Here is a 21,191-nt window from a genome sequence, read left to right on the forward strand (position 1 = left end):
CCCCGGGCTGCGAAGGGGGATAACCCCCTCGGGGCCCCCTAGGGGATGCCGGGGGGATGCCGGAGGCCCTCGGCAGCGGGGGAGGGGGCGGGCCGAGGGCGAGGTGACCCCCTTCTCAGCGCAGCGCGCTCTTCTGCTGCCACTCGGTCCACGAGAGGTTCCACGCGCCGAAGCCGTTCCCGGGGGCGACCACGCCCTTGGTGTCCTTGCCGGTGATCTCGAACGGGTCGCCCGGCCGCACCTGCCCGTAGAACCAGGCCGCGTTCGCGTCGCTCATCCCTATGCACCCGGAACTCTGGTTCGAGTTGCCGAAGTAGCGGGCGTTCCACGGGGCGGCGTGGGCGTACATGCCCGACCAGGTCAGCCGCATCGAGTAGTCGACCATCTTGTTGTAGGCGTCGGCGAGGCCCACCGTCTCGGAGTTCATGTTGATCGTGCCCTCCTTGGCCATGAGCACGGCGGTTCCGCGCCAGGAGCGCTTGTCACCGCCGGGCGTGCCGCCGGAGACCGGTATGCGCCGGACCGTCTCGCCGTCGCGTACGAGGGTGAGTCGGTGGCTGTCGAGGTCGACCTTGACGATCTGCTCGGCGCCGATGGTGAAGGTGGTCGTGTAGTCGCGTACGAACCAGCCGCCGGCCGCGCCCGAGTCGGTGCCGTTCAGCTCGGCGTTCAGCGTGACCTTGGTTCCGGGCTTCCAGTACGCCTTGGGCCGCCAGTCCACCCGGTCCCGGCCCGACCAGTCGCGGATCCAGCCCCAGGAGCCCTCGGTGCCGTTCGAGGTGGTGACCTTGAGCTGCTTCTCGACTTCCGCGCGGTTCTTGACGGGGTGGTCGAAGACCAGGGAGATCGGCTGGGCGACGCCGACGGTGGTGCCGGTGCCCGGCCGCCAGTCGACCTTGTTGACCTTGTCCGCCGGAGCCGTGGTGAAGGCGGATGTGGTGGTCTTGGTCGTCTTGGTCGTCTTGGTGGTCTTGGCGGTTCCGCCCTCGGGTCCGGTCGCCGCCTTCACCGTGTACGCCGTGCCGGGGACGGCCTTGCGGTCGGAGACCCACGACCGGCCGTCGGCGGCGACCTTGCCGGCGAGCCGATGGCCCTCGGCGTCGGTGACGGTCACCGAGATGAGTCTGCCGCCGGAGGCCGTGACCCGCACGGGCTCGCCCGCCGGGACCCGTTGGCCCTTGGGCGTGACGGTGACCGTGACAGGGCGGTCGTCGGCGCTCGGCTTCACCTCGCGGTGTCCGGGGCGCCGGTGGAGGCGCTCGACGAGCAGGCGGCGAGCGGTGCCAGCAGGGCGGCCACGACGGCGGCCCGGACGGCGGCCCGGACGCGGGCAGGGGCGAGTACGCGGGTGCGGGGCAACAGGACCTCCGGGAAGGCGAGGGACGAGGGCGGGACGAGTCGGCGATGTCGTGACTGTAGAGGCGGAAAACCCGAGGTCAGCCGCTATGCGGCTATGTGACGGCGACTGGTGAGGAACGGTCATCGTCCGGTCACATTCGCCGCGCGGAGCGGTCATGGGCCGCTGTGAGCCTTCTGTGCGTCCCCGCGACAGGTCCGGGGAGAAGGAGAGGCTCAGACTGTGTCAGCGCTGCTCGTGCCGCCCGGCCGCGTGTGCCAAGCACGGAACCGGGACGTGGCCCTGCGAACCATCACCGCGGAGACCTACCGCGCCTTCCTCGCGTCCCCCGACGGCGCCGCGCTCGGTGCCGGTTTCCTCCAGTGCCCGTCCTGGGCCGACGTCAAGGAGGGCTGGCGTGCCCAACTGCTCGGCTGGGGGCCGGATCCGGAGGCGGGCGCACTGACCGGCGTGGCGCTGGTGCTGATGCGTCAGTTCCCCGGCACCCGCAAGTACTTCGCCTACCTCCCCGAAGGGCCCGTCGCCGACTGGACCGCCCCCGACATCGACCGCTGGCTCGGCCCGCTGCTGGAACACCTGCGCCGCGCGGGCGCCTTCGCCGTGCGCATCGGCCCGTCGCCCGCCTACCGGCGCTGGGACGCCGCCCTGCTCAAGCCGCTCACCGGCCCGGGCCGACGCCTGGGCGACGTCCTCGCCAGTGAGGTCGACCCGCTCGGCACCGCCGTGGCCGAGCGGCTGCGGGCCCGCGGCTGGCGCCGCTGCGGGGGTGACGGGACCGGAGGGGGCGGGACCGGCGGCAGGGGAGCCGGCGGCAGCGGGGCCGGTGGGGACGGGGACGCCCAGCCCCGGCACGTCTTCCACGTGCCGCTCGCCGGCCGCACCACCGAGGACCTGTGGTCCGGGCTCAACCAGGAGTGGCGCCGCAATGTCCGCCGGGCCCAGAAGGAGGGCGTGGAGGTGGTCGTGGGCAGCGCGGCCGAACTCCCCGAGTTCTACCGGCTGCTCGGCATCACCGAACGACGCGACGGCTTCCGGCTCGGCCGCTCGCTCGCCTACTACGAGCGTCAGTACGCGGCGCTCAACGCCGAGGAACCGGGCCGGATGAAGCTGTACCTCGCCCGTCACCGGGGAGAGATCCTGGCCGCCCACACGATGATCACGGTGGGCCGTCGGGCCTGGTACCAGACCGGCGCCTCGGCCGACCACCGCCGCGAGGTCCGCCCCTCCAACGCCCTGCAGTGGCGGATGCTGCAGGACGCCCACGCCCTGGGCGCCGACGTCTACGACATGCGCGGGGTACCCTCCACTCTCGATCCTGGGGAACGTGCGTACGGACTGCTGCGGTGGAAGCTCGGCACCGGGGGACAGGTCGTCGAGACGTTGGGGGAATGGGAGAGGCCTTTGGCCGGCAGCGCCAACCACACGCTCTACCGCGCCTTCCAGGCGTACCTGAACCGCCGATGAGGCAGCCGACGCCGACCACGTCGACCAGTACGGAGACTGCGGAGACTGCGGAGACTGCGGAGACTGCGGAGACTGCGGAAACGACGGTGCCCCGGGCTCCGAAGGTGGGCTCCGCGGCGCGCGGCAGCGCCGTCATGGCCGCCGGATCCATCGTCGCCCGCGCCACCGGTTTCGCCCGGTCCGCCGTCGTCGCGGCGGCGATCGGCACCATCGGGCCGACCGCCGACGGCTACGCGGTCGGCAACGCCCTGCCCACCATCGTCTACATGCTGCTCCTCGGCGGCGCGCTGAACGCCGTCTTCGTACCCGAGCTGGTCAAGGCCGCCAAGGAGCACGAGGACGGCGGCGCCGCGTACACCGACCGGCTCGTCACCGTCTGCGTCGTCGCCCTGCTGGCGATCACCGCGACCGCGGTATGGGCGGCGCCCGCGATCGTCGACACGTACACCGACTACACCGGCGGGCAGGCGGCCATGACCACCGCGTTCGCCCGCTACTGCCTGCCCCAGATCTTCTTCCTCGGGCTCTTCACGCTGCTCGGGCAGGTACTCAACGCCCGCGGCCGGTTCGGCGCGATGATGTGGGCGCCGGTCCTGAACAACGTCGTCGTCATGACGGTCTTCGGCCTGTACCTGGCCCTGGCCATGGCCGGTGGGGCCGGTGGGGCCGGCGGGGGCACGCTCACCGCGACCGAGACCGCCGTACTCGGCTGGGGCACGACCGCCGGCATCGCCGCCCAGGCACTGGCCCTCCTCCCCGCCCTGCGCGCGGCCCGCTTCCGCTGGCGCCCCCGCTTCGACTGGCGCGGCAGCGGACTGACCCGCCCCCTGCGCTCGGCCGGCTGGCTGGTGCTGCTGGTCCTCGCCAACCAGGGCGCCTACTGGGTCACCACCCGGCTGGCCACCACCGCGGGCCTCGACGGCGGTCCCGGATACGGCGCGTACAACAACGCCTATGCCCTGTGGGTCGTACCGCACGGCATCATCACGGTCTCCGTGGTGACCGCGCTGCTGCCCCGGATGAGCGCCGCCGCGGCCGACGGGGACACCGCCGCCGTGCGGCGCGACGTCTCCCACGCCCTGCGCGTCAGCGCCTGCGCCGTCGTACCCGCCGCCTGCGCGCTGTTCGCGCTCGCCCAGCCGGTGATGGCCCTCGTCTTCGGGTACGGCAGGACCAGCGCCGCCGACACGGCCGCCATGGCCGGGATCCTGATGGCCTTCGCGCCGGGACTGATCGCCCTGTCCGGCCAGTACGTCCTGTCCCGCGCCTTCTACGCGCTCTCCGACACCCGTACGCCGTTCCTGCTCAACCTCGTGATCGTCGCCCTCAACGCGGGACTGTCCCTGGCCGCCGCCCACCTGCTGCCGGCGCGCTGGGCCGTGACGGGCATGGCGGCGGCGTACTCGCTGGCGCTGTGCGCGGGCTGGGCGGTGACCGGCCGGGTGCTGAGCCGTCGGCTCGCCGTCGCACGCCCCCTGCGCTCGACCACCGTCGGCACGCACGCGCGGCTGGTGCTCGCCGCCGTCCCCGCCACCGCGCTGGGCCACCTCGCGGCGCTGGGAACCGCACCGGCGGGGGCGGTGGTCTCCACGGTTGCCGGAGCAGCCGCGGTCGTCCTCACCTTCGCCCTGCTCGCCCGTCCGCTGCGACTCGCCGAACTCGACGCGCTGCTCTCGGGCGTACGCCGGCGATGGACCCGGACCCGACCGACCTGACCATCACCGAGGGAGAACCGCCGATGCCCCGCGTACTCCTCATCGAGGACGACCCTTCCGTACGCGAGGGGGTCGGACTCGGTCTGCGCCGCCGCGGCCACGAGGTACGGGCGGCCGCGACCGGCGAGGCCGGCCTCGCCGCGCTGGCCGAGTTCCGCCCCGATCTGCTGCTGCTGGACCTGATGCTGCCCGGAATGAACGGCGTCCAGGTCTGCCGGCGGGTCCGCGAGCACAGCCAGCTGCCGATCATCATGCTCACCGCGCGCGGCGACGACTTCGACGTGGTCGTCGGCCTGGAAGCCGGTGCCGACGACTACATCGTCAAGCCCGCCCGCACCGAGGTGATCGAGGCCCGCATCCGTGCCGTACTGCGCCGCCTGGACGACAGCGGCCCGGGCCGCCAGGGCCGCCCGGCCATCGAGGTCTACGGCGAACTCACCATCGACCGGGTCGCCCTGACCGTCAGCAAAACCGGCCGGCCGCTCGCGCTCGCCCCCTCGGAGCTCAAGCTCCTGCTGCACCTCTCCGCCGCCCCCGAGCAGGTGTTCAGCAGGCAGCAACTGCTGGAGCACGTCTGGGACCACAGCTACCACGCCGACGCCCGCCTGGTCGACGCGTGCGTCCGCCGCCTGCGCGGCAAGATCGAGGACGAGGCCGGCAGCCCTCGTTACGTCCAGACACTGCGGGGCTTCGGCTACCGCTTCGGGCCGCTGTGACCACCGGCTCCGGCGCAGGTTCCGGTCCAGGTTCCGGCTCCGCCACCGGCTTCAGCCCCGACCGCGGCCCCGATCCCGCCACCGGCTCCGGCCCCGACCGCGGCCCCGGCCGGTCACGGATCAGGGCGTTCGGGCTGCGCACCCGTCTGCTGCTCGCATTCCTCCTGGTCGCCGCCGTCAGTGCCGGCACGACGGCCGCGCTGACCTACCGTGAGGCCCGTAACGCGATGCTGCAGACCGCCCAGGACACGGCGGTCACGTCGTTCCGCGACCAGGTCCAGCAGACGGCCTTCGGGCTGCCCCTGCAGGGCGGGGAGGACCTGGAGGCAGTCCTGCGGGACATCGCCCGCAAGGGCAAGCCGCACCCCTGGGTGGTGTTCGCCGAGTACGGCTCGATCCGCGCCTCCTCGGGCGAGAACCCCGTCTCCACCGTCATCACACCCGAACTGCGCCGCGCGGCGCGGGCCAACCCGCACGGCAGCTTCGAGCGGGTCGTCAAGGACGGCGTTCCCTACCTGACCATCGCCATGCCCATGGTCTTCAAGGCGAGCCCGGACAGCGTGCTGCCCAGCGGACTCGTCCTCTACGCCGTCATGCGGATGACCGACGAACAGGTCAACGTCGACGCCCTCCTCATGGCCGCCCGGGACGGCGCCCTGCCCGGCCTCGCCGTCGCGCTGATCCCCGGCCTGATCGCCGCGCGCAGCGTGCTGCGCCCGGTGCGGGAACTGCGCCGAGCGGCCCGGAGCATGGGCAGCGGCAGACTCGACACCCGGATTCCGGTGCGCGGCAGCGACGAACTGGCGGACCTGGCACGCACCTTCAACGAGTCCGCGGCCCAACTGGAGTGCTCGGTACGGGAACTGCGCGAGGCCGAGGAGCGTGCCCGCCGCTTCGCCTCCGACGTCTCGCACGAACTGCGCACCCCCCTCGCCGGCATGCTCGCCGTCACCGAGGTCCTCGACGAGGACGCGGACCACCTGGACGCCGACACCGCCCGGGCGGTCCGGCTGGTCAGCGCGGAGACCGGAAAGCTCGCCGTACTCGTCGAGGACCTGATGGAGATCTCCCGCTTCGACGCCCGCGCGGCCGAACTGAACACCGACGAGGTCGACGTCGCCGAGGCCATCCGCAAAACCCTCCACAACCGGCACTGGAGCGACGACCGGATCCGCACCGAACTCCCCGACGGCATCCGCGCCCGGCTCGACCCCCGCCGCTTCGACATCGTGATCGCCAACCTCGTGGGCAACGCCCTGCGGCACGGCAGCGCGCCCGTCACGGTGAGCCTGCGCACCGAGACACGCTCCCCGTCCCCGCCCGTGCTGATCACCGAGGTGATGGACAGCGGCCCCGGCATCCGCCCCGAATCGCTCCCGCACATCTTCGACCGCTTCTACAAGGCCGACGCGGCCCGTACCCGCTCGGCGGGCAGCGGCCTGGGACTGGCGATCACCCTGGAGAACGTAAAGCTGCACGGCGGAACGATCCGCGCGGGGAACCCGCCCGGCGGCGGTGCCGTCTTCACCGTCGAGATACCGCTGCACGCGGAGGGGGCCCGGGGATGAGGCGCACGCGGACGCGCAGACGTGCGAGGGCCGTTGCCGCCGCCGTCACGGCGGCCGCACCGCTGCTCGGTGCCTGCGGCATCCAGGAGACCGACGTCATCGAGGCGGGCGGTCCCGCCTCCTTCCAGGCCTTCCTCAACCGCGACCACGACATGCTGCTCTTCTTCCGTTCCCCCGACGGAGGACTGAGCCCCGTGATCCGGACGACCGAGCCCTCGGCCGGGTTCGGCGACGAATACGTCGAGCCGGGCTCCGCAGACCAGAACAGCACCGACACGGCCGGACCGGTCCCCACGGAGAAGGCCGTCCTGGCGTTGCTCGCCGGCCCCCGGGAGGAAGACCGAGCCGCCGGCCTCAGCACCTCCCTCCCCGCCACCCGCCCCGGCGGAACCGTCGAGGTCGAGCCCCCCTCGAACGGCAAGGTAACAACCCGCCTCCCCCTTGCCCTGCAGGACCTGAACAGCACTGCTCTACACCAGCTGACCTGCACGATCGCCTACAGCCACAACACCGACGGCCAGGTCGTCGTGGAACTGACGGACCAGGACGGAACATCGAGGACCGGCACTTGCGGACTCGCTCCCCGCAACAGCGGGGAGGCGCCCGCGGAACCAGGGCCGAGCACTCGATGATGTGGGATGAGAGGGGCCTTTCCGGCCTGCAGGCGCAGTTGGCACACGAGATGCTGAGTCGTGTCACGGCGTTCTCGCTCGGGCGGGAAGTCCGGCTCGTCCGTGGGGTGGTGACTTCCCCGGACCGACGCGGTGTCGGTCGCGTGGTCCTGTGGGACGGGGCAGCAACTGGACAGCTCGGTCGCGTTCGACGTGCCGCTCACGGATCGGCACGGCGGAAACATCCCCTCGGGGGACCTTGCGGCCGCCCTGCGCGGCGCATTGGCCGCCTGCTCCGGACGCGAGGTCGAGGAGGCTCCACGTGACGTCTTCGGTATCCCGGTGATTGACGCTTCCGCCACTGTCCACGCCTTCGTCGCCCAGCCGCGGTTCCAGGTGGCGGATGCACTGCATGCCGCGGCGGCAGCGTTCTCCGTCCCCCCGGAGCCGGACGAGCCCGCGGAACTGCGCCTGTGCGGGTTCTTGCTCCTCGATCAGGCGACATGCCGTCTCTATCTGGACACCCCCGCGTCAGAGGGCGCTCCGCCATTCGGTGTCGACCTTCCCCTTCGGGACGAAGAAGGCACCGTCGTCGCCGGTGTGACGGCAGTGCACGCCGCCCTGCCGGTCCTTCTGCTGCTGGGGGAGTTGGAACGTATGCGGAAGAACGTCCACGACCCCTACTGCCGTGCCGTCTACGACTTGGTGGACTGGCTCTCGGGTCGCTGACTGAGCAGTCCCGGGGGTGCGGGGCGTCAGGCCTCGTTCGAGCCGTGCGCTGCGATGCTGCGGCGATCAGCCACGCGCAGGCGCGGACCGTTCAGCCGTACGGCAGCTCCTGGTGCGGGAGTTCGGCTGGGACCGGCGCTCGGGAACGAGCCGGGGAACAAGCCGGGTGGCCGACGTCGCTGTCCGCCCCGGCCGGAATGGGTCAGGTTGCGGTAATTCTCCCCGCCTCCAAGCATGGGCTCAGGTGAACAGCGACAGAGCCCGTGGGAGGGCACGTCCCGGGGAGACATGAGAGCCATGACGTTTCTTGCGGTTCGGTCCGCCGACCGTCGCCGGACCAGGCGCACGCGACCGGCGCGCGTGCGGTCGACATGACCGACGAGGGCAGGCCGCTATGACCGACGAGGACAGGCCGCTGCGCTGTCTGGTCACCGGCGCCACCGGTTACCTGGGCGGCAGGCTGGTGCCGGAGCTGCTGGCCGCCGGGCATTCCGTGCGCTGCCTGGCCCGCTCGCCCGGCAAGCTGCGGGACCATCCGTGGGCCGGGCGGGCGGAGACCGTGCGCGGGGACGTGACGGACGAGGTGTCCGTGCGCGCGGCGATGGAGGGAATGGACGTCGCGTACTACCTGGTGCACGCGCTGGGCACGGGGCGGGATTTCGAGGAGAGGGACCGGCGTGCGGCCAGGATCTTCGCCGAGCAGGCGCGCGCCGCCGGGGTCCGGCGGATCGTCTACCTCGGCGGGCTGACCCCTTCCGGAGTGTCCGAGCACGAGCTGTCGCCCCACCTGCGGTCCCGCACCGAAGTGGGCCGCATCCTCCTGGCCTCAGGGGTGCCGACCGCCGTACTGCGGGCAGCCGTGATCATCGGTTCGGGGTCGGCCTCGTTCGAGATGCTGCGGTATCTGACCGAGCGGCTCCCCGTCATGGTGACTCCGAGCTGGGTGCGCACCCGTATCCAGCCGATCGCCGTCCGCGACGTGCTCAGCCTGCTCGTGGGGTGCGCGCGGCTGCCGTACGACGTGAACCGCGCCTTCGACGTCGGCGGGCCGGACATTCTCACGTACCAGGACATGATGCGGCGGTACGCCGCCGTCGCCGGCCTGCCCAGGCGCGTCATCCTCCCCGTGCCGCTGCTCACCCCCCGGTTGTCCAGCCTCTGGGTCGGCCTGGTCACCCCGGTGCCGGGTGCCCTCGCCCGCCCGCTGGTCGAGTCGCTGAAGCACGAGGTGATCTGCACCGAGCGGGACATCGACCGATACGTGCCGGGCCCGCCGGAGGGACCCCTCACCCTCGACCGGGCGATCCGGCTGGCTCTCAGGCGCGTGCAGGACGCGGACGTGGCCACCAGATGGTCCTCGGCGTCGGCTCCCCGCGCCCCCAGCGACCCGCTGCCGACCGACCCCGACTGGGCGGGCGGAAGCCTCTACACCGATCACCGGGAGCGCACGGTCGCGGCCTCGCCGCAGGCGCTGTGGCGGGTGGTCGAGGCGATCGGCGGCGAACACGGCTGGTACTCCTCACCGCTCGCCTGGTCCCTGAGAGGGTGGCTGGACACGCTGGTCGGCGGTGTGGGCCTGCGCAGGGGCCGCAGGGACGCCACCCGGCTGCGGGTCGGCGACAGCCTGGACTTCTGGCGCGTGGAGGAGATCGAGCCGGGCCGGCTGCTCAGGCTGCGCGCGGAGATGCGGCTGCCGGGACTGGCCTGGCTGGAGATGGCCGTGGCCCGGGACACACAGGGCCGCACGGTGTACCGGCAGCGGGCACTTTTCCATCCGCACGGACTGGCCGGACACGCGTACTGGTGGGGCGTGGCGCCCTTCCACGCCGCGGTCTTCGGCGGCATGACCCGCAACATCGCCGCCGCGGCCGAGTCGGCCGCCGAGGAACCAGCCCGTGCGCACTGAAGGGGGCCAAGGAATCGTGCGCGTCTCGGTCGCCCTGTTCACCGCGGACCTGCGGGTGCACGACAACCCGGTCCTGGTGGCCGCCCTGAAGGGCTCGGAATATGTGGTTCCGCTCTTCGTCGTCGACACCGGCATGCGCCGCACCGGCTTCGTCGTACCCAACCGGGCGGCGTTCCTCGCCGACAGCCTGGCCGACCTGGACTCGGCCCTGCGGGCCCGGGGCGGCCGGCTGGTGGTGCGCGTCGGCGACGTGGTCGAGGAGACTGCCGGGTCGCGGCGCAGACCGGGGCCGCGGTGGTGCACATCGCGGGCGGGACCAGCCGCTACGCGGTACGGCGCGAGGACCGGCTGCGCACGGAGCTGGCCGGCGACCGACGCACTTCGGCTGCCTGTCACCGACCGAACTGCTGCACCGGGCCCGCGCCCAGGACAACCCCGGAGCGCATGCCTTCGTACGCCAACTCGCCTGGCGGGACTTCCACCACCAGGTCCTGGCGGCCCGCCCCGACGCGGCCACGTACGACTACCGCCCCCGGCGCGACCACTGGCGCCACGCCCCGGAGGAGACCGAAGCCCGGCAGGAGGGCCGCACCGGCTACCCCGTCGTCGACGCGGCCCTGCGCCAGCTGAGCCATGAGGGCTGGATGCCGGGCCGGGCCCGCCTGCTCGCGGCGAGCTTCCTCACCAAGACGCTGCATGTGGACTGGCGGGTGGGAGCCCGTCACTTCCTGGACCTCCTCGTCGACCGCGACATCGCGAACAACCAGTGGCTCCCCGAACTCCGAAACCTCGACGCCCCGATGATCCACCGCGCCCCGCACCTCGCCGCCGCCGCCCGCGCGGACCTGGACTACCCGGCCCCCATCGTGGACCTCGCGACGGCCACCGCCCGGTTCAGGGAGGGGCGGGGGCCCGCCGGGTCACATACGGCACGCGGGTAGAACACCCAAGGTCCAGCCCGCCGGAGCTTCGCGAGCGCACAGTACCGAGGCGTTCACAGCGTGACATGCGGGGCCGCGCGCGCGTCGGCGCGGCCCCGCGTGGTCAGTGGTCCCGTTCCGGACCGCGCCCGGTGCTCACATTCCTCCTGTGTACTCGAAGATGTAGAGCCCGTGGTCGCGGTCCGAGGCGGCGACGTACTCCTTGCCGCCCGACTCGAAGACCTGGGCGCCCCAGAAGTTGTTGCCGCTCTCGTCGATGTAGTGGCCCACCTCGACGATCTCGTCGTCGACGATCTTCGCGACGCGCAGACCGGCCGTGTAGTACGAGAAGTAGAGCAGGTCGGCCCGCTGCTCGGAGACGGCCACCTCATGGATGGAGAGGTCGCCGGAGCCCGACGCGTGGGCGGGGTCGTGCGCCTCGGGAACGGCGTAGGTGTCCAGCTCGGTGAGCTTGCCGTTCTCGTTGCGGTAGAGGTGCGCGTAGCCCCAGCCGTCGAAGTACGACGAGAAGGTCAGCCGGTCGCCCTTGGTACCGAGCGCCACCGGCAGCTGCGCCGGGCCCGTTCCCGCCAGGCAGGCCGCGTCGTCATAGGGCTGCCCGAAGATGGCGAAGCCCTGGCCGCGCGGTGCGACGCCGAAGGTGGGGATGTCGCCCTCGACGCTCATGCCGAGCGTCTGGTCGCAGGCGTCCGTGCCGGTGCGGTTGAAGACCAGCACCGCGTCGTAGCCGCCGGCCGCGACGACGCTCGCGACCTTCTCACTGAACGTGCACACGCCCCGTTCGACGACGGCGACGTCCACGGCGTTCGGGTCACCGGCAGGCACAGCCGGGTCGCCGGGGCAGGCCTGGCCGGCGAAGACGGAGTCGCCGGTGATGCTCTGGCCCTCCTCCAGGCGCGTGGTGTTGCTGCCCTGGCTCGCCGTCAGCTCGGTGCCGTCGGTGAGGTTGCGGGCGGTGAGCGCGTACGGCCCGAAGTCCTCGTCGGCGCCGATGACGTACTTGTTGTCGAGGGTGAACTCCGCCTGATGGGCGTTGCCTTCGGGCGCGACCTCCAGCCCGCTGTCCAGTGCCTCGGGGTCGAGCGCGGCGAAGTCGGTGTCGCCGAGGTAGGTCGCTTTGGTCGGGTCGGTCACGTCGAGGGTGACGTAGCCGCCGTCCCAGTAGGAGGCGAGCATGATCTGCCGGCCGCCGATCTCCTTGACGACCATGTCGTGCAGGAAGATCTCGGTGAGGTTGGCCGGGGCGTCCTGGACGATCTGCGGGAACGCCTCGTCGAGGTCGTACTCCGCGATGACCTTCGCCTTCTTCGGGTTGGTGATGTCGACGATGTCGACGTCCGGCCCCTCCTCGTTGTCGACGATGACGGCGTACGCCTTGCTGCCCGCGTCCCAGGCGTAGACGCTGTGGATGTCGTTGGCGTCCTTCTTGCCCTGGCCCATGACCGTCTTGTCGCCCAAGCCCTCCGCGAGCGGGGTGGGGTGCGCCGGGTTGCTGACGTCGTAGATGTTCATGCCGCCGAAGCCGGCGGCGTCCTTGCACTTCTCGTTGTTGCTGACCAGCACGTCGCCGTTGAAGTACGGGGTGTCGATGTGCAGGGTCTGGATGCCCTCACCCGGTGCGCTGCCCTCCTTCGCCTGGATGAAGGCGACCTCCTTCGGCGCGGCGGGCTTGCGGATGTCCACGACGTGCACGCCGTTGTACTTGCAGGTCGCGCCGCCCCAGGCGGCGAGGTAGGCGTACCCCTTGAAGACGCCGACGTCGGCGATCTTCTCCGGTTCGACGTTCTTCAGGCCCAGTTTGCTGACGAGGCGGACGTTCTCGCTGCCGGCGGGGAGGTGGCCCTCGTCACCACCGTGCTGGTGGCTGTGGTGATCGTGTGTGGCCCCGGCGTTGTCGATACCGCCGTCGTCGGCGGAGACACCGTCATGTGCTCGGGCGACACCGGCGAAAGCACCGGCGACGAGACCCGCCACCGCGAGACAACTCACGGCACGTACGCGGATCCTTGCTCTGCCCACGGCTCTTCCCATGGCTCTCCTTGGTATGAGAGTGAAGGGGCGCGGGGGGCAGCCAGGGCAACTTAGTCTGTGCGAGTCCTGTGAGGGAAGGGTTGTGCCACCGCGTCGACGTGATCGTATTCGCCGCTGGCTCGGAGGGAGCGTCAGCGGTGGGATGCCGGTGGTCTGGTGGGCCCGGGGGTTCTGCAGACCCTTAGCGGACGGTGGCGAGCGGGAGGCTCGTCTCACCATCGACACAGGCACCGCCACAGGCACAGACACTGACCAACGGTCTCCTCGCGTGTTCTGCTCCACCGAGTCGTAGACGAGGAGGGCGTCAGGGTTGCGGTATCCCCTCAGGTATCGGTACCTGCTGAGAGTCCTGCGCTCACTTCTCAAGCGCATCGCGGAGACCGCCGTCGACGATCCGAACCTGCCTCAGGGCCGCATTACCAAGAGCGTCGGCGGAATGCAGGAGGTGCTCGTCTCGGGCCACAATCTGGTCCGGATTCTCGATGTGTTCCGCACCGTCGCACATTCCGAGGATCCGGCCCGCGGTGCTCGGGGCAGGACGCTGTACGAGAGGATCTCGGCGGTGGCCGACATGGCGGATCCGGCTGACTCGGCGGGCAAGACCACTGGCTTCATTGTGCGTATCGACGACAGCTTGCGTGAGCGACACCCACAAAAGCCCTCATGGGCCCTGACCACGCCAGCTGCACTGACAACGACTCCGGCGTCCGCCACCGCCGTGCTACGTGGTTTGTTCAGCGTCGAGTTGGTGGTCGGCCCAAATGTAGCTTTCGGGGAGCAGGTCGGTGATGGAGACGGTCCGGAGACGGTCGTCTGCGCCGACGATGACCTTCAGGGCTGGGAAGTAGTCGAGAAGGACTTGGCGGCAGCGGCCGCATGGGGGAACGACCCCGCGGTCGCGGTCGCCGACGGCGACGATCGTGTCCAGCTCGTAAGCGCCCTGGGCAGCCGCCGCACCGATGAGGACCAACTCGGCGCACGGGCCTCCCGTGAAGTGGTAGGCGTTCACCGCGGTGACGATCCGTCCGTCCCGGGCACGGGCCGCGGCGGCCATGGTGTGGTTGTCGCCGCGGCATCGAGTGCGCGCGACGTGGGCTGCGGCCTGGATGAGTTCGTGGTCGGCGGGGTAGGGGTGTGTGGTCATCTTCTCTGCCTTCGTGCGGTGTCAGGCGACGTTGGCGCGAGTGACGATCGTGTGCAACCGAATATCGGCGGTGTGCTTGTTCCGCCAGATGATGTAGCGGCGGATCATGCTGCCTGGGCCTTGGGGGCGGGGTGGTCGGTGCCGTCAAGGGCGAAGTAGCGCAGGGCGGTGAACTGGGCCTCGATGCGGTTGAGCCAGGAGAGGTGTTCGGGGCGTAGGCGATCTCGACGTTGTCGGCCTCGGTCAGTCCGCCACCCGGCGGCACCGCTTGGTAGTCAGGTGCGGGGAGTAGTTGTCGCACACGATCGCAATGCGGACTGTGGTTGCAGGTCACGGTAGGTGGCGTCCGGGTCACGGCCGGGATCCGGGGCGAGCGCGTCCCAGGCGGCGACATCGAATTGCGGTCGGTTCTTCGAGGGGCCTAAGAAGACCCTCGGCTGGTTGGCCAGCCGAGGGAATCAGTCGCAGTAGCTATGTCTGCTGCTGGTGGCCTGCTGAGCCTATTCAGCCGTCGTGGTTCGAAGTCTCGTCCTCGCCCTGACTGTGCGGGGTACCACCGCGCATCGCCTGGACAGCCCGCCGCCACGAGCTCACGACTTCGGGTAGCTGGTCGAGGGCGCCTTTGACGACGAACAGCGTCACGGTAACCACGCTGGAGATCGTCAGCAGGGCGATGATCAAGCTGTCACTCAAGGCTCTGGCCTCTCTGATGAGCGGTCGAACCTCTCCCGGCGGGATCAGTTCGACCATTTCTGGGCATGGTCGAACTGGCTTCCCGCCGGCACAAGAATTCAGCTCGGGGGCTTCGGCCCCCACGTTGGGTACTGCGGGTCCTGCAAAAGGGGCGGCCTCGGAGAGGCCAACAGGGCCCAACAGGGAGTGGTGCCGGCCACTTCTCCTGCAGGCGTCTGTTCTTCCTGGCACCCCAGCACGAGGCCGGGCCGCCCAGGGCGCGGACAGGTACGTCGGAATCCGCACCTGAGATTGCCTGGAACCTAGCGCGAGCGCTTGGGATCCGCATCTTTCTCGGTGTTTGAGCACATATCAGCCCTGGTTCATGTCACGATGCGCCGCTGCTGCTTGGCGGCGATCCACGCAGACTGCTCGGCGAGCAGTGGCCCGGCGTCCCTGCCCGAGGACGCGGCGCCAGCGAGCGGGGCGATGTCTGCCGGCATCCGATCGCCAGGCGCCACAGCCTCACGGCCAGCCTCCGCCACACCCGCGTATCTCATGTGACGGACCCAGTGGGGGCTTCGCCGTATGCAGCCGGGGCCGCCCCACGCCACGTTCGCTCGACATCGGAGGGCTGTCGCGGGTGCCGGTCAGTGGCAGGCGCGGATCATCACTGCGAGGACGGGCGAGGCCGGCGACGGCTGGCTGTGTCCGATGTCCTCGTATCCCCACGACTCGTAGAGCGCGTGGACCTTTCCGTCACAGGCGGCCGGGTTGTCACTTCGCAGGACGGTGACGCTTCACCCCTCTTCCAGATCGAGAGCCGTTTCCTCAACTGCGAGGTACGTGCCTGTGGTTGCCGCCTCCAGGTATCCATCCCGGGCGGGGATCGCGGGCTCAGGGCTGAGGTCGATGAGCTGCTCCCACGTCCGCTCGTCCCCTTCTGCAAAGCCACGCCGAACAGCTGCCAGGTAGCCGCTCCTCTGCTCAGTCCTGAGGTGCTGCACCAGGCTTCGATCCTCGGCCGCTTGCTGTGCGTATCGCATGTCACTCACTTGCCGATCTCCATCGTCGGCGATCCGACGAAGTGGAGACTCCAGTGAACGGACATCAGCCGGTAGTGGCAATCCGCTTATGTAGGGCGTGTATTCGGGGCGCATCCTGCGAGCTTCTTCCACGATGCGGCGTTCCAATCCAGCGAGTTCGCGGCACGCGCTGTACAGCCGACGAGACATCCCGAGGACGAGGTCCGCTCCTGGAATTCTGCTGGTCAGCATGTCCAGGCCGTTCTGGTTACGGATCGTTCCCTCAGCGGCGGATTCACCGACCCGGCGGCGCAGATCATCCATAGCAGAGTCGCGTTCCAATAGGCGCAAGGGGTCCGAGCGCTGCGGACCTGTCCGGCCTCAGGTCTCCCGACGGGGGTGACTCGCAGCAGGGCCGGCGGCAGCGATGCCAAAGTGAAGTACGTCATCATGCGGGCACGCGCGAGTTCCAGCAAAACCTCACCGCTGTCCTGGGCCTGGTCGTCCGTCCCGGTTACGGCATCGTCGCCACCATGGTCCACCCTCGCCACGTCGATCATCATGAAGAGGCGTTTTTCGAGGCTCGTGCCACACAACACCTTGTGGTGCGGCACGGGGAGCAGGGCACCTACGTCCAACTACTTGGCCCCTTTCACGCGGGAGGGCGTTCGTAGCCAGCGGCCTCCCTTCGCCTGGGACAACCAGACTTCGGAATCTGCCGGATGCGTCCCGAACAGGTCGGGCAGGCTGCTGGTCTTCTCCCAATCCGGAGCAGCTCCGGGCGGTGCTGCGCTTTCCGCATGCGTCGTAGGGCCGAGCCCCATGAGTGTGCCGCAGGCCCACTCGGCCATCGTCATGCCGATGTGATAGCCGAACGCCGTACGGGTCGAGCTTTCTGTCCCGTGGGAGTAGACAGCACTCGGGATGCCGTTCCACCTCGGTCGTGCCCCTTGGCCCGTCTGCACGCTGTCGCGAACCAGGTAGGCCGACAGCGGATACCGCCGTGCCATGATCTCGCGGCGGGCCAGTCGGGGTACGGATGCCAGCCACGGGGTGATGTCGCGGCCGACTGTGGCGGTGGCGTCGAGCAGAGCACGCCATGTTGTGGTGACGAGGTAGTCCCCGTCTGGAGGGATGCTGCTCGATGTCGGCCAGGGCTGCTGGGCCTTCTCCACCTCTGTCCGCGACGGCCCTACGGTCTCGGGATCTGAGGCGCCACTGACCTGGAGCTTCATCATGGAGCGGGTGACGAGAATCGAACTCGCGCTCTCAGCTTGGGAAGCGATGGCGCTTGGGCGGGCCGATGGCTCTGACGTCCGCAGGCGGCTTTCGCTCGGGCGGTCGTGCGGGTCGGATCACACCGCTGTTGACCGTGGTCGTCCGCCCTTACGGGCACGCTATGGGCACGGTCACCATCAGTGGCCGAGGCATACGTGCGCGCGGCGCTTCGCACCGACCGGCGGGCTTCGTCTGCAGGGCTGATCTGAAGTGTCCGTTGCGACTGCAGATCCGACACTCAGACGCGGCCTCGTCGCTGAGCAGCGTTGAGCCGTCGCCGTCGAGGTTGTGCTCGGATCCGAGGAACCGGGAAGTGCGCGATGCCGGCAGGCCCGGCGATCCGCCCGAGCCGGGGCAGGGCGGGGCCGAGAGCCCAGACGGTCGTTCCGGCGGCCGTGGCCCCGTAGGCCGACATGCCCGGGCGCGCTGTTATGGGCGGACGCCCCGTCAGGACACAACCGGCCAGGGACGTTTGCGGCCATCGGATCTCTCTTCCGGCACCCCTGACCTGCGGCGAAAGTAGTTCCTGACACCGGGCGCCACACCCGCGAACAACCCTCACAGCTGCACCTGCAGGGCAGCTGTCCGGGCCAGGGACGTGCGTTCGCCCACTCGACTTCCGTGCCGCAGGAGAGACCATGAAGCTGAGCAACGTCATTCGCCGTACGTCCGCCGCCCTCGCCGTCGGGGCGATGTCCCTGGGGCTGGTCACCGTCGCCGGCGGGGCCGCGCAGGCCGTTGCCTCGTGCACCGGTGATGTGTCGATCTACGGCACGCTGTCGGACGGCCGGCTGACGTACACGCAGATCGAGCCGAACACCGGCGACCGCGTGAAGACGCTCATCGGCCCGGGCCTCGGATTCACGCCGAAGGCGATGGCGACGCTCAACTTCAACACGGTGCTGGTCACTTCGACGGCCGGTGACCTCTACCGCGTCGACATCCAGACCAACAACACCTCCCTCGCTCTCGCCGGAGTCACCAAGATCTGGGACGGCGGCTGGACCTTCGACAAGATGGTCTACGACGGCGCGGGCCACCTCTACGGCACGGTCGAAGGGCAGCTTCACCAGTACCTGGTGTCGCAGGACAAGCCTTCCGGGTCGGCCCACATAGGCCAGCACGTCGTGATCGACACGGGCTTTGTCCTCAAGACGCTGGCCGCCGCGGGCGATGACCGCATCATCGCCTCCACCTCGGACGGACGCCTGCTCAGCTACAAGATCAACGGTGTGAACGACTGGGACCGCGCGGTGCTGAAGTCGAGCGGCTGGTCGGCGGTCGACTCGCTGTCCTCCCCCGGCGGGGGCCTCTACTACGGCCGTACCAACGGCGGCATGTACTGGTACCACGACGCCGACCCCACCGACGCGGACGGCTCCGACATCGCGTACCACCCGAGCGACCCGGTGGACGCCTCTGGCTGGACGCAGACCCTGCTGTCGGCGTACGCGGACAACTGCGCCTACGTGCCCCCGGCCCCGCCGCACTCGGTGCAGGGCGGCACGATCTACCGCAGCGAGGTCATGAACCGGGCCAGGGACTGGTACAACCGCAACATCCAGTACAGCCAGACCGCTTACGCCACCGACATCGAGGGCGACGACACCTACCGCACCGACTGCTCCGGCTTCGTCTCCATGGCCTGGCACCTCACCTCCTCGCTGACGACGCGGACCCTCGACAACGCCGCCACGCAGATCTCCAAGGCCGACCTCCGGCCCGGCGACGCGCTGAACTCCAGCAGCGAGGGGCACGCGGTCCTCTTCGCGGGCTGGAAAGACCAGGACGCCGGCACCTTCTACTACTACTCCGAGGGCAGCCCGGACTCGGACATGAACTACCGTTCCGCGAACGCCTACAGCGGCACCATCGACAGCCACCCGGCCTCGGCGTATGTAGCCCTGCGCTACGACAAGATCGCCTGACGCCCCAGCCGCAGCCCCGCCCCGTTGCCCCCCGAGGGCCCCGCCGACACCGGCGGGGCCCTTTCGGCATACCTGGCCCAAAGCCGCCACGGCCATGGTCCGACCCAGGGCGCCAGCCTTGATCACTGTCGGCCGGGCGGGAAGATCGCCTACTGTCCGTGGAGCACCTACCCCACTCCGTGACCAAGGGAGCGACCCTACTCAGGACCGGCAGAATCCTCACCACCGTGGCCGCCGCGGCGGCCGGCCTGCTCCTGGCGGCCGGGCAGGCCGGGGCGGCGCCGTACTGGCAGACGGTCTCCACCAACTCCAACTGGACCATCTCCGGTGACGTGTACTCCGACTTTGCCCTGTCCGCCTCCTGCTTGTCGTACACCCTGGCCGTCGGCGAGCGCCGCGGCTACGGGGGCTCCGTGGAGCTCCGGGTCAACGGGATCGCCAACTCCACGGAGCCCCCCTCCACTGAGTGCGTGTCCTGACCCGCACGCCCGCCTGCCCGCACGCACGTCCGCCCGCACGCCCGCACGACACAAGGGCGGCGCCCCCTCCTCCGAGGGGGCGCCGCCCTTGTGTCGTGTCCGTAAGTCCGTAACTACCCGTCTAGTACCAGTTGTTCGCCTGCCAGAAGCTCCATGCGTTGCACGGAGAGCCGTAACGGCCGTCGATGTAGCTCAGGCCCCATCTGATCTGGGTCAGCGGGTTCTCGTGCCAGTCGTCGCCCGCGACGTCCATCTTGGCCGCGGGCAGCGCCTGCGGGATGCCGTACGCGCCGGAGGACGGGTTCGTGGCGTTCCAGCGCCAGCCGCTCTCGTGATCCCAGAGGTTCTCCAGGCAGGCCCACTGGGTGGTGTTGGCCCAGGCCGCGTCCTTCTCGTTCATCAGCTGCCGCCCGGCGGCCTTGACCTCGGTGATGTTGTCGCGGTCGACGGTGTCCACGGAGGTCGTGCAGGTATAGGTGCCGGGCTGCGCGGACAGCAGCTTCTGCGTCCAGCCGCTGGTGTTGACCGGGTCGTCGAGGTGGTACGTGATGTCCGCGCCGGAGCCGTCGGTCGGGTTGGCGTCCTTGTACCAGTACATGGCCCCGGTGGAGAGCCGCCCGTAGTACAGCCCGCTGCCCGGGGAGACGAGCTGGTTGAAGCCCGACCAGCCGGAGGACTTCAGGGTGTTGCTCTTCCAGGAACCGGCGCCTGCGACGGTGTAGTCGAGCAGCCGTCCATCCGCGGTGGTGGCGCCGAGCCGGTCGTCGCCGGTGGCGGTGAGGGTCTTCAGGACGAACCCGGTGTCGATCTCGGTGCGTACGCCGATGTGCTGGGAGCCGGCCGGCTTGTCCTCGGTGACGTTGTAGCGCAGCAGCAGGCCGGAGGTGGTGGTGCCGTAGAGGTGGCCGTGACCGTCGTAGGTCAGCTTGTCGTGGGTCCAGCCGCTGTCGGCGATCCTCACCGGCGGGTTCAGCAGGGCGAGGCTGGTGTTGTTGGTCTTGATGTCGATGCGGTAGAGGGCGCCGCTGGTCGATGTCATCAGTACGGTGTTGAAGTTGACGGTCGCCATGGCCTGCGGTTCGAAGCCGAGGTCCGGTCCGACGAGCACCTTGGCGAGGTCGCCGGTGGCCGGGTTGATCTGGCTGAACGTGAGCCTGCCGTCGGTGAGTACGCCGTAGATGTTGACGCCGCCCGAGCAGGTGGTCGCCGCGTCGGCGGTGGGGGCGGTCACCGTGAGGAGTCCGGTGCTCAGGGCGGCGGCGGTCAGCAGACCTGTGACTCTACGGCCGTTGGTGCGGATGTTCTTCACTTCTGGTTCCCCCGGGGGCGGTTGAGGTCGGGCAGGGCAGACGCACGCGTAAGGCGAACAGGCGGGCGTGGGACGCGGGCCGGCTGTGGCACTCGTGGGAGTCGCCGTCAGTGGCGCCGCGGACGGCTTACTGCCAGCCGGCGTCGGCCGGGGCGGTCTGCCAGCCGGCGTCCGCGGCGAGGACGGAGGAGGACTCAGCGGCGTCCGTCCCGTATGCCGAGGTGACGGCCGGGGCGGCGAGGGCCGCGGCGACGACGAGGGAGACGACCGCGGCGGCCTTGGCGATACGGATGCGAGGCATGGCTGTCCGTTCCTTCC

At 70.2% G+C, this 21,191-nt stretch carries 15 protein-coding genes and 6 pseudogenes; 10 read left to right on the plus strand and 11 right to left on the minus strand.

What is annotated here, in order from left to right; all coding sequences use genetic code 11:
• Positions 1-115: 115 nt before the first annotated feature.
• Positions 116-1,359: pseudogene (locus AQI70_RS08025) on the minus strand (L,D-transpeptidase).
• A 220-nt stretch (positions 1,360-1,579) separates the two neighbouring features.
• On the opposite strand from AQI70_RS08025, the gene AQI70_RS08030 reads away from it, so the two are divergent.
• From AQI70_RS08030 to AQI70_RS36835, 8 genes and pseudogenes are all read left to right on the plus strand, one after another.
• On the plus strand, positions 1,580-2,821 hold the full coding sequence (locus tag AQI70_RS08030) for a lipid II:glycine glycyltransferase FemX (protein WP_062145900.1): 1,242 nt from the start codon (positions 1,580-1,582) through the stop codon (positions 2,819-2,821).
• Positions 2,818-4,536 (plus strand): murein biosynthesis integral membrane protein MurJ, encoded by a 1,719-nt coding sequence (murJ, locus tag AQI70_RS08035; protein WP_079051195.1) that lies wholly within the window; start codon positions 2,818-2,820, stop codon positions 4,534-4,536. Before AQI70_RS08030 ends, murJ begins: the two co-directional genes overlap by 4 nt.
• Before the next feature lie 23 nt (positions 4,537-4,559).
• Positions 4,560-5,252: a response regulator transcription factor gene (locus AQI70_RS08040; protein ID WP_062146534.1), complete on the plus strand. Its 693-nt coding sequence runs from the start codon at positions 4,560-4,562 to the stop codon at positions 5,250-5,252.
• Positions 5,249-6,820 (plus strand): ATP-binding protein, encoded by a 1,572-nt coding sequence (locus AQI70_RS08045; protein ID WP_079051196.1) that lies wholly within the window; start codon positions 5,249-5,251, stop codon positions 6,818-6,820. The genes AQI70_RS08040 and AQI70_RS08045 overlap by 4 nt, the downstream gene beginning before the upstream one ends.
• Positions 6,817-7,452 (plus strand): hypothetical protein, encoded by a 636-nt coding sequence (locus AQI70_RS08050; protein ID WP_062145904.1) that lies wholly within the window; start codon positions 6,817-6,819, stop codon positions 7,450-7,452. The genes AQI70_RS08045 and AQI70_RS08050 overlap by 4 nt, the downstream gene beginning before the upstream one ends.
• Before the next feature lie 132 nt (positions 7,453-7,584).
• Entirely contained in the window at positions 7,585-8,160 is a 576-nt protein-coding gene (locus AQI70_RS08055) for a hypothetical protein (RefSeq protein ID WP_062145905.1), read from the plus strand.
• A 394-nt stretch (positions 8,161-8,554) separates the two neighbouring features.
• The gene (locus AQI70_RS08060; protein WP_062145907.1) at positions 8,555-10,066 is read left to right on the plus strand and encodes an SDR family oxidoreductase; all 1,512 of its coding nucleotides are present in this window, start codon (positions 8,555-8,557) and stop codon (positions 10,064-10,066) included.
• Positions 10,067-10,082: 16 nt separating this feature from the next.
• Positions 10,083-11,007 (plus strand): annotated as a pseudogene (locus AQI70_RS36835) (FAD-binding domain-containing protein).
• Positions 11,008-11,142: 135 nt separating this feature from the next.
• On the opposite strand, the gene AQI70_RS08075 reads toward AQI70_RS36835, so the two are convergent.
• From AQI70_RS08075 to AQI70_RS39050, 7 genes and pseudogenes are all read right to left on the minus strand, one after another.
• The gene (locus AQI70_RS08075; protein ID WP_159042630.1) at positions 11,143-12,996 is read right to left on the minus strand and encodes a PA domain-containing protein; all 1,854 of its coding nucleotides are present in this window, start codon (positions 12,994-12,996) and stop codon (positions 11,143-11,145) included.
• A 763-nt stretch (positions 12,997-13,759) separates the two neighbouring features.
• On the minus strand, positions 13,760-14,182 hold the full coding sequence (locus tag AQI70_RS08080; RefSeq protein ID WP_062145914.1) for a cytidine/deoxycytidylate deaminase family protein: 423 nt from the start codon (positions 14,180-14,182) through the stop codon (positions 13,760-13,762).
• Positions 14,183-14,203: 21 nt separating this feature from the next.
• Positions 14,204-14,500, minus strand: a pseudogene (locus tag AQI70_RS40755) (transposase); the annotation flags it as partial.
• A 186-nt stretch (positions 14,501-14,686) separates the two neighbouring features.
• A complete protein-coding gene (locus tag AQI70_RS08085) occupies positions 14,687-14,932 on the minus strand; it encodes a hypothetical protein (protein WP_062145916.1) in 246 nt (81 codons plus the stop codon).
• Between the two features lie 572 nt (positions 14,933-15,504).
• Positions 15,505-15,630: pseudogene (locus AQI70_RS40885) on the minus strand (GNAT family N-acetyltransferase); the annotation flags it as partial.
• A 24-nt stretch (positions 15,631-15,654) separates the two neighbouring features.
• Positions 15,655-16,203, minus strand: a complete 549-nt coding sequence (locus AQI70_RS39045) for a hypothetical protein (protein WP_159042631.1) — start codon at positions 16,201-16,203, stop codon at positions 15,655-15,657.
• A 314-nt stretch (positions 16,204-16,517) separates the two neighbouring features.
• Complete coding sequence (locus AQI70_RS39050) at positions 16,518-17,117, minus strand: hypothetical protein (RefSeq protein WP_159042632.1); 600 nt, start codon at positions 17,115-17,117, stop codon at positions 16,518-16,520.
• 678 nt (positions 17,118-17,795) lie between these two features.
• Between AQI70_RS39050 and AQI70_RS08100 the strand changes: the two genes are divergently transcribed.
• Entirely contained in the window at positions 17,796-19,085 is a 1,290-nt protein-coding gene (locus tag AQI70_RS08100) for a tachylectin-related carbohydrate-binding protein (protein ID WP_062145922.1), read from the plus strand.
• A 227-nt stretch (positions 19,086-19,312) separates the two neighbouring features.
• Positions 19,313-19,564, plus strand: a complete 252-nt coding sequence (locus AQI70_RS08105) for a hypothetical protein (RefSeq protein WP_062145924.1) — start codon at positions 19,313-19,315, stop codon at positions 19,562-19,564.
• Between the two features lie 121 nt (positions 19,565-19,685).
• Here the strand turns inward: AQI70_RS08105 and AQI70_RS41000 are convergent.
• The 3 genes and pseudogenes from AQI70_RS41000 to AQI70_RS39570 form a co-directional block, all read right to left on the minus strand.
• Positions 19,686-19,997: pseudogene (locus AQI70_RS41000) on the minus strand (aggregation-promoting factor C-terminal-like domain-containing protein); the annotation flags it as partial.
• A 138-nt stretch (positions 19,998-20,135) separates the two neighbouring features.
• Positions 20,136-20,633: pseudogene (locus AQI70_RS41005) on the minus strand (tachylectin-related carbohydrate-binding protein); the annotation flags it as partial.
• Between the two features lie 367 nt (positions 20,634-21,000).
• Positions 21,001-21,174: a hypothetical protein gene (locus AQI70_RS39570; protein WP_166681519.1), complete on the minus strand. Its 174-nt coding sequence runs from the start codon at positions 21,172-21,174 to the stop codon at positions 21,001-21,003.
• Between the last annotated feature and the right edge of the window lie 17 nt (positions 21,175-21,191).

The sequence above is a fragment of the Streptomyces curacoi genome (assembly GCF_001513975.1).
Classification (GTDB): domain Bacteria; phylum Actinomycetota; class Actinomycetes; order Streptomycetales; family Streptomycetaceae; genus Streptomyces; species Streptomyces curacoi.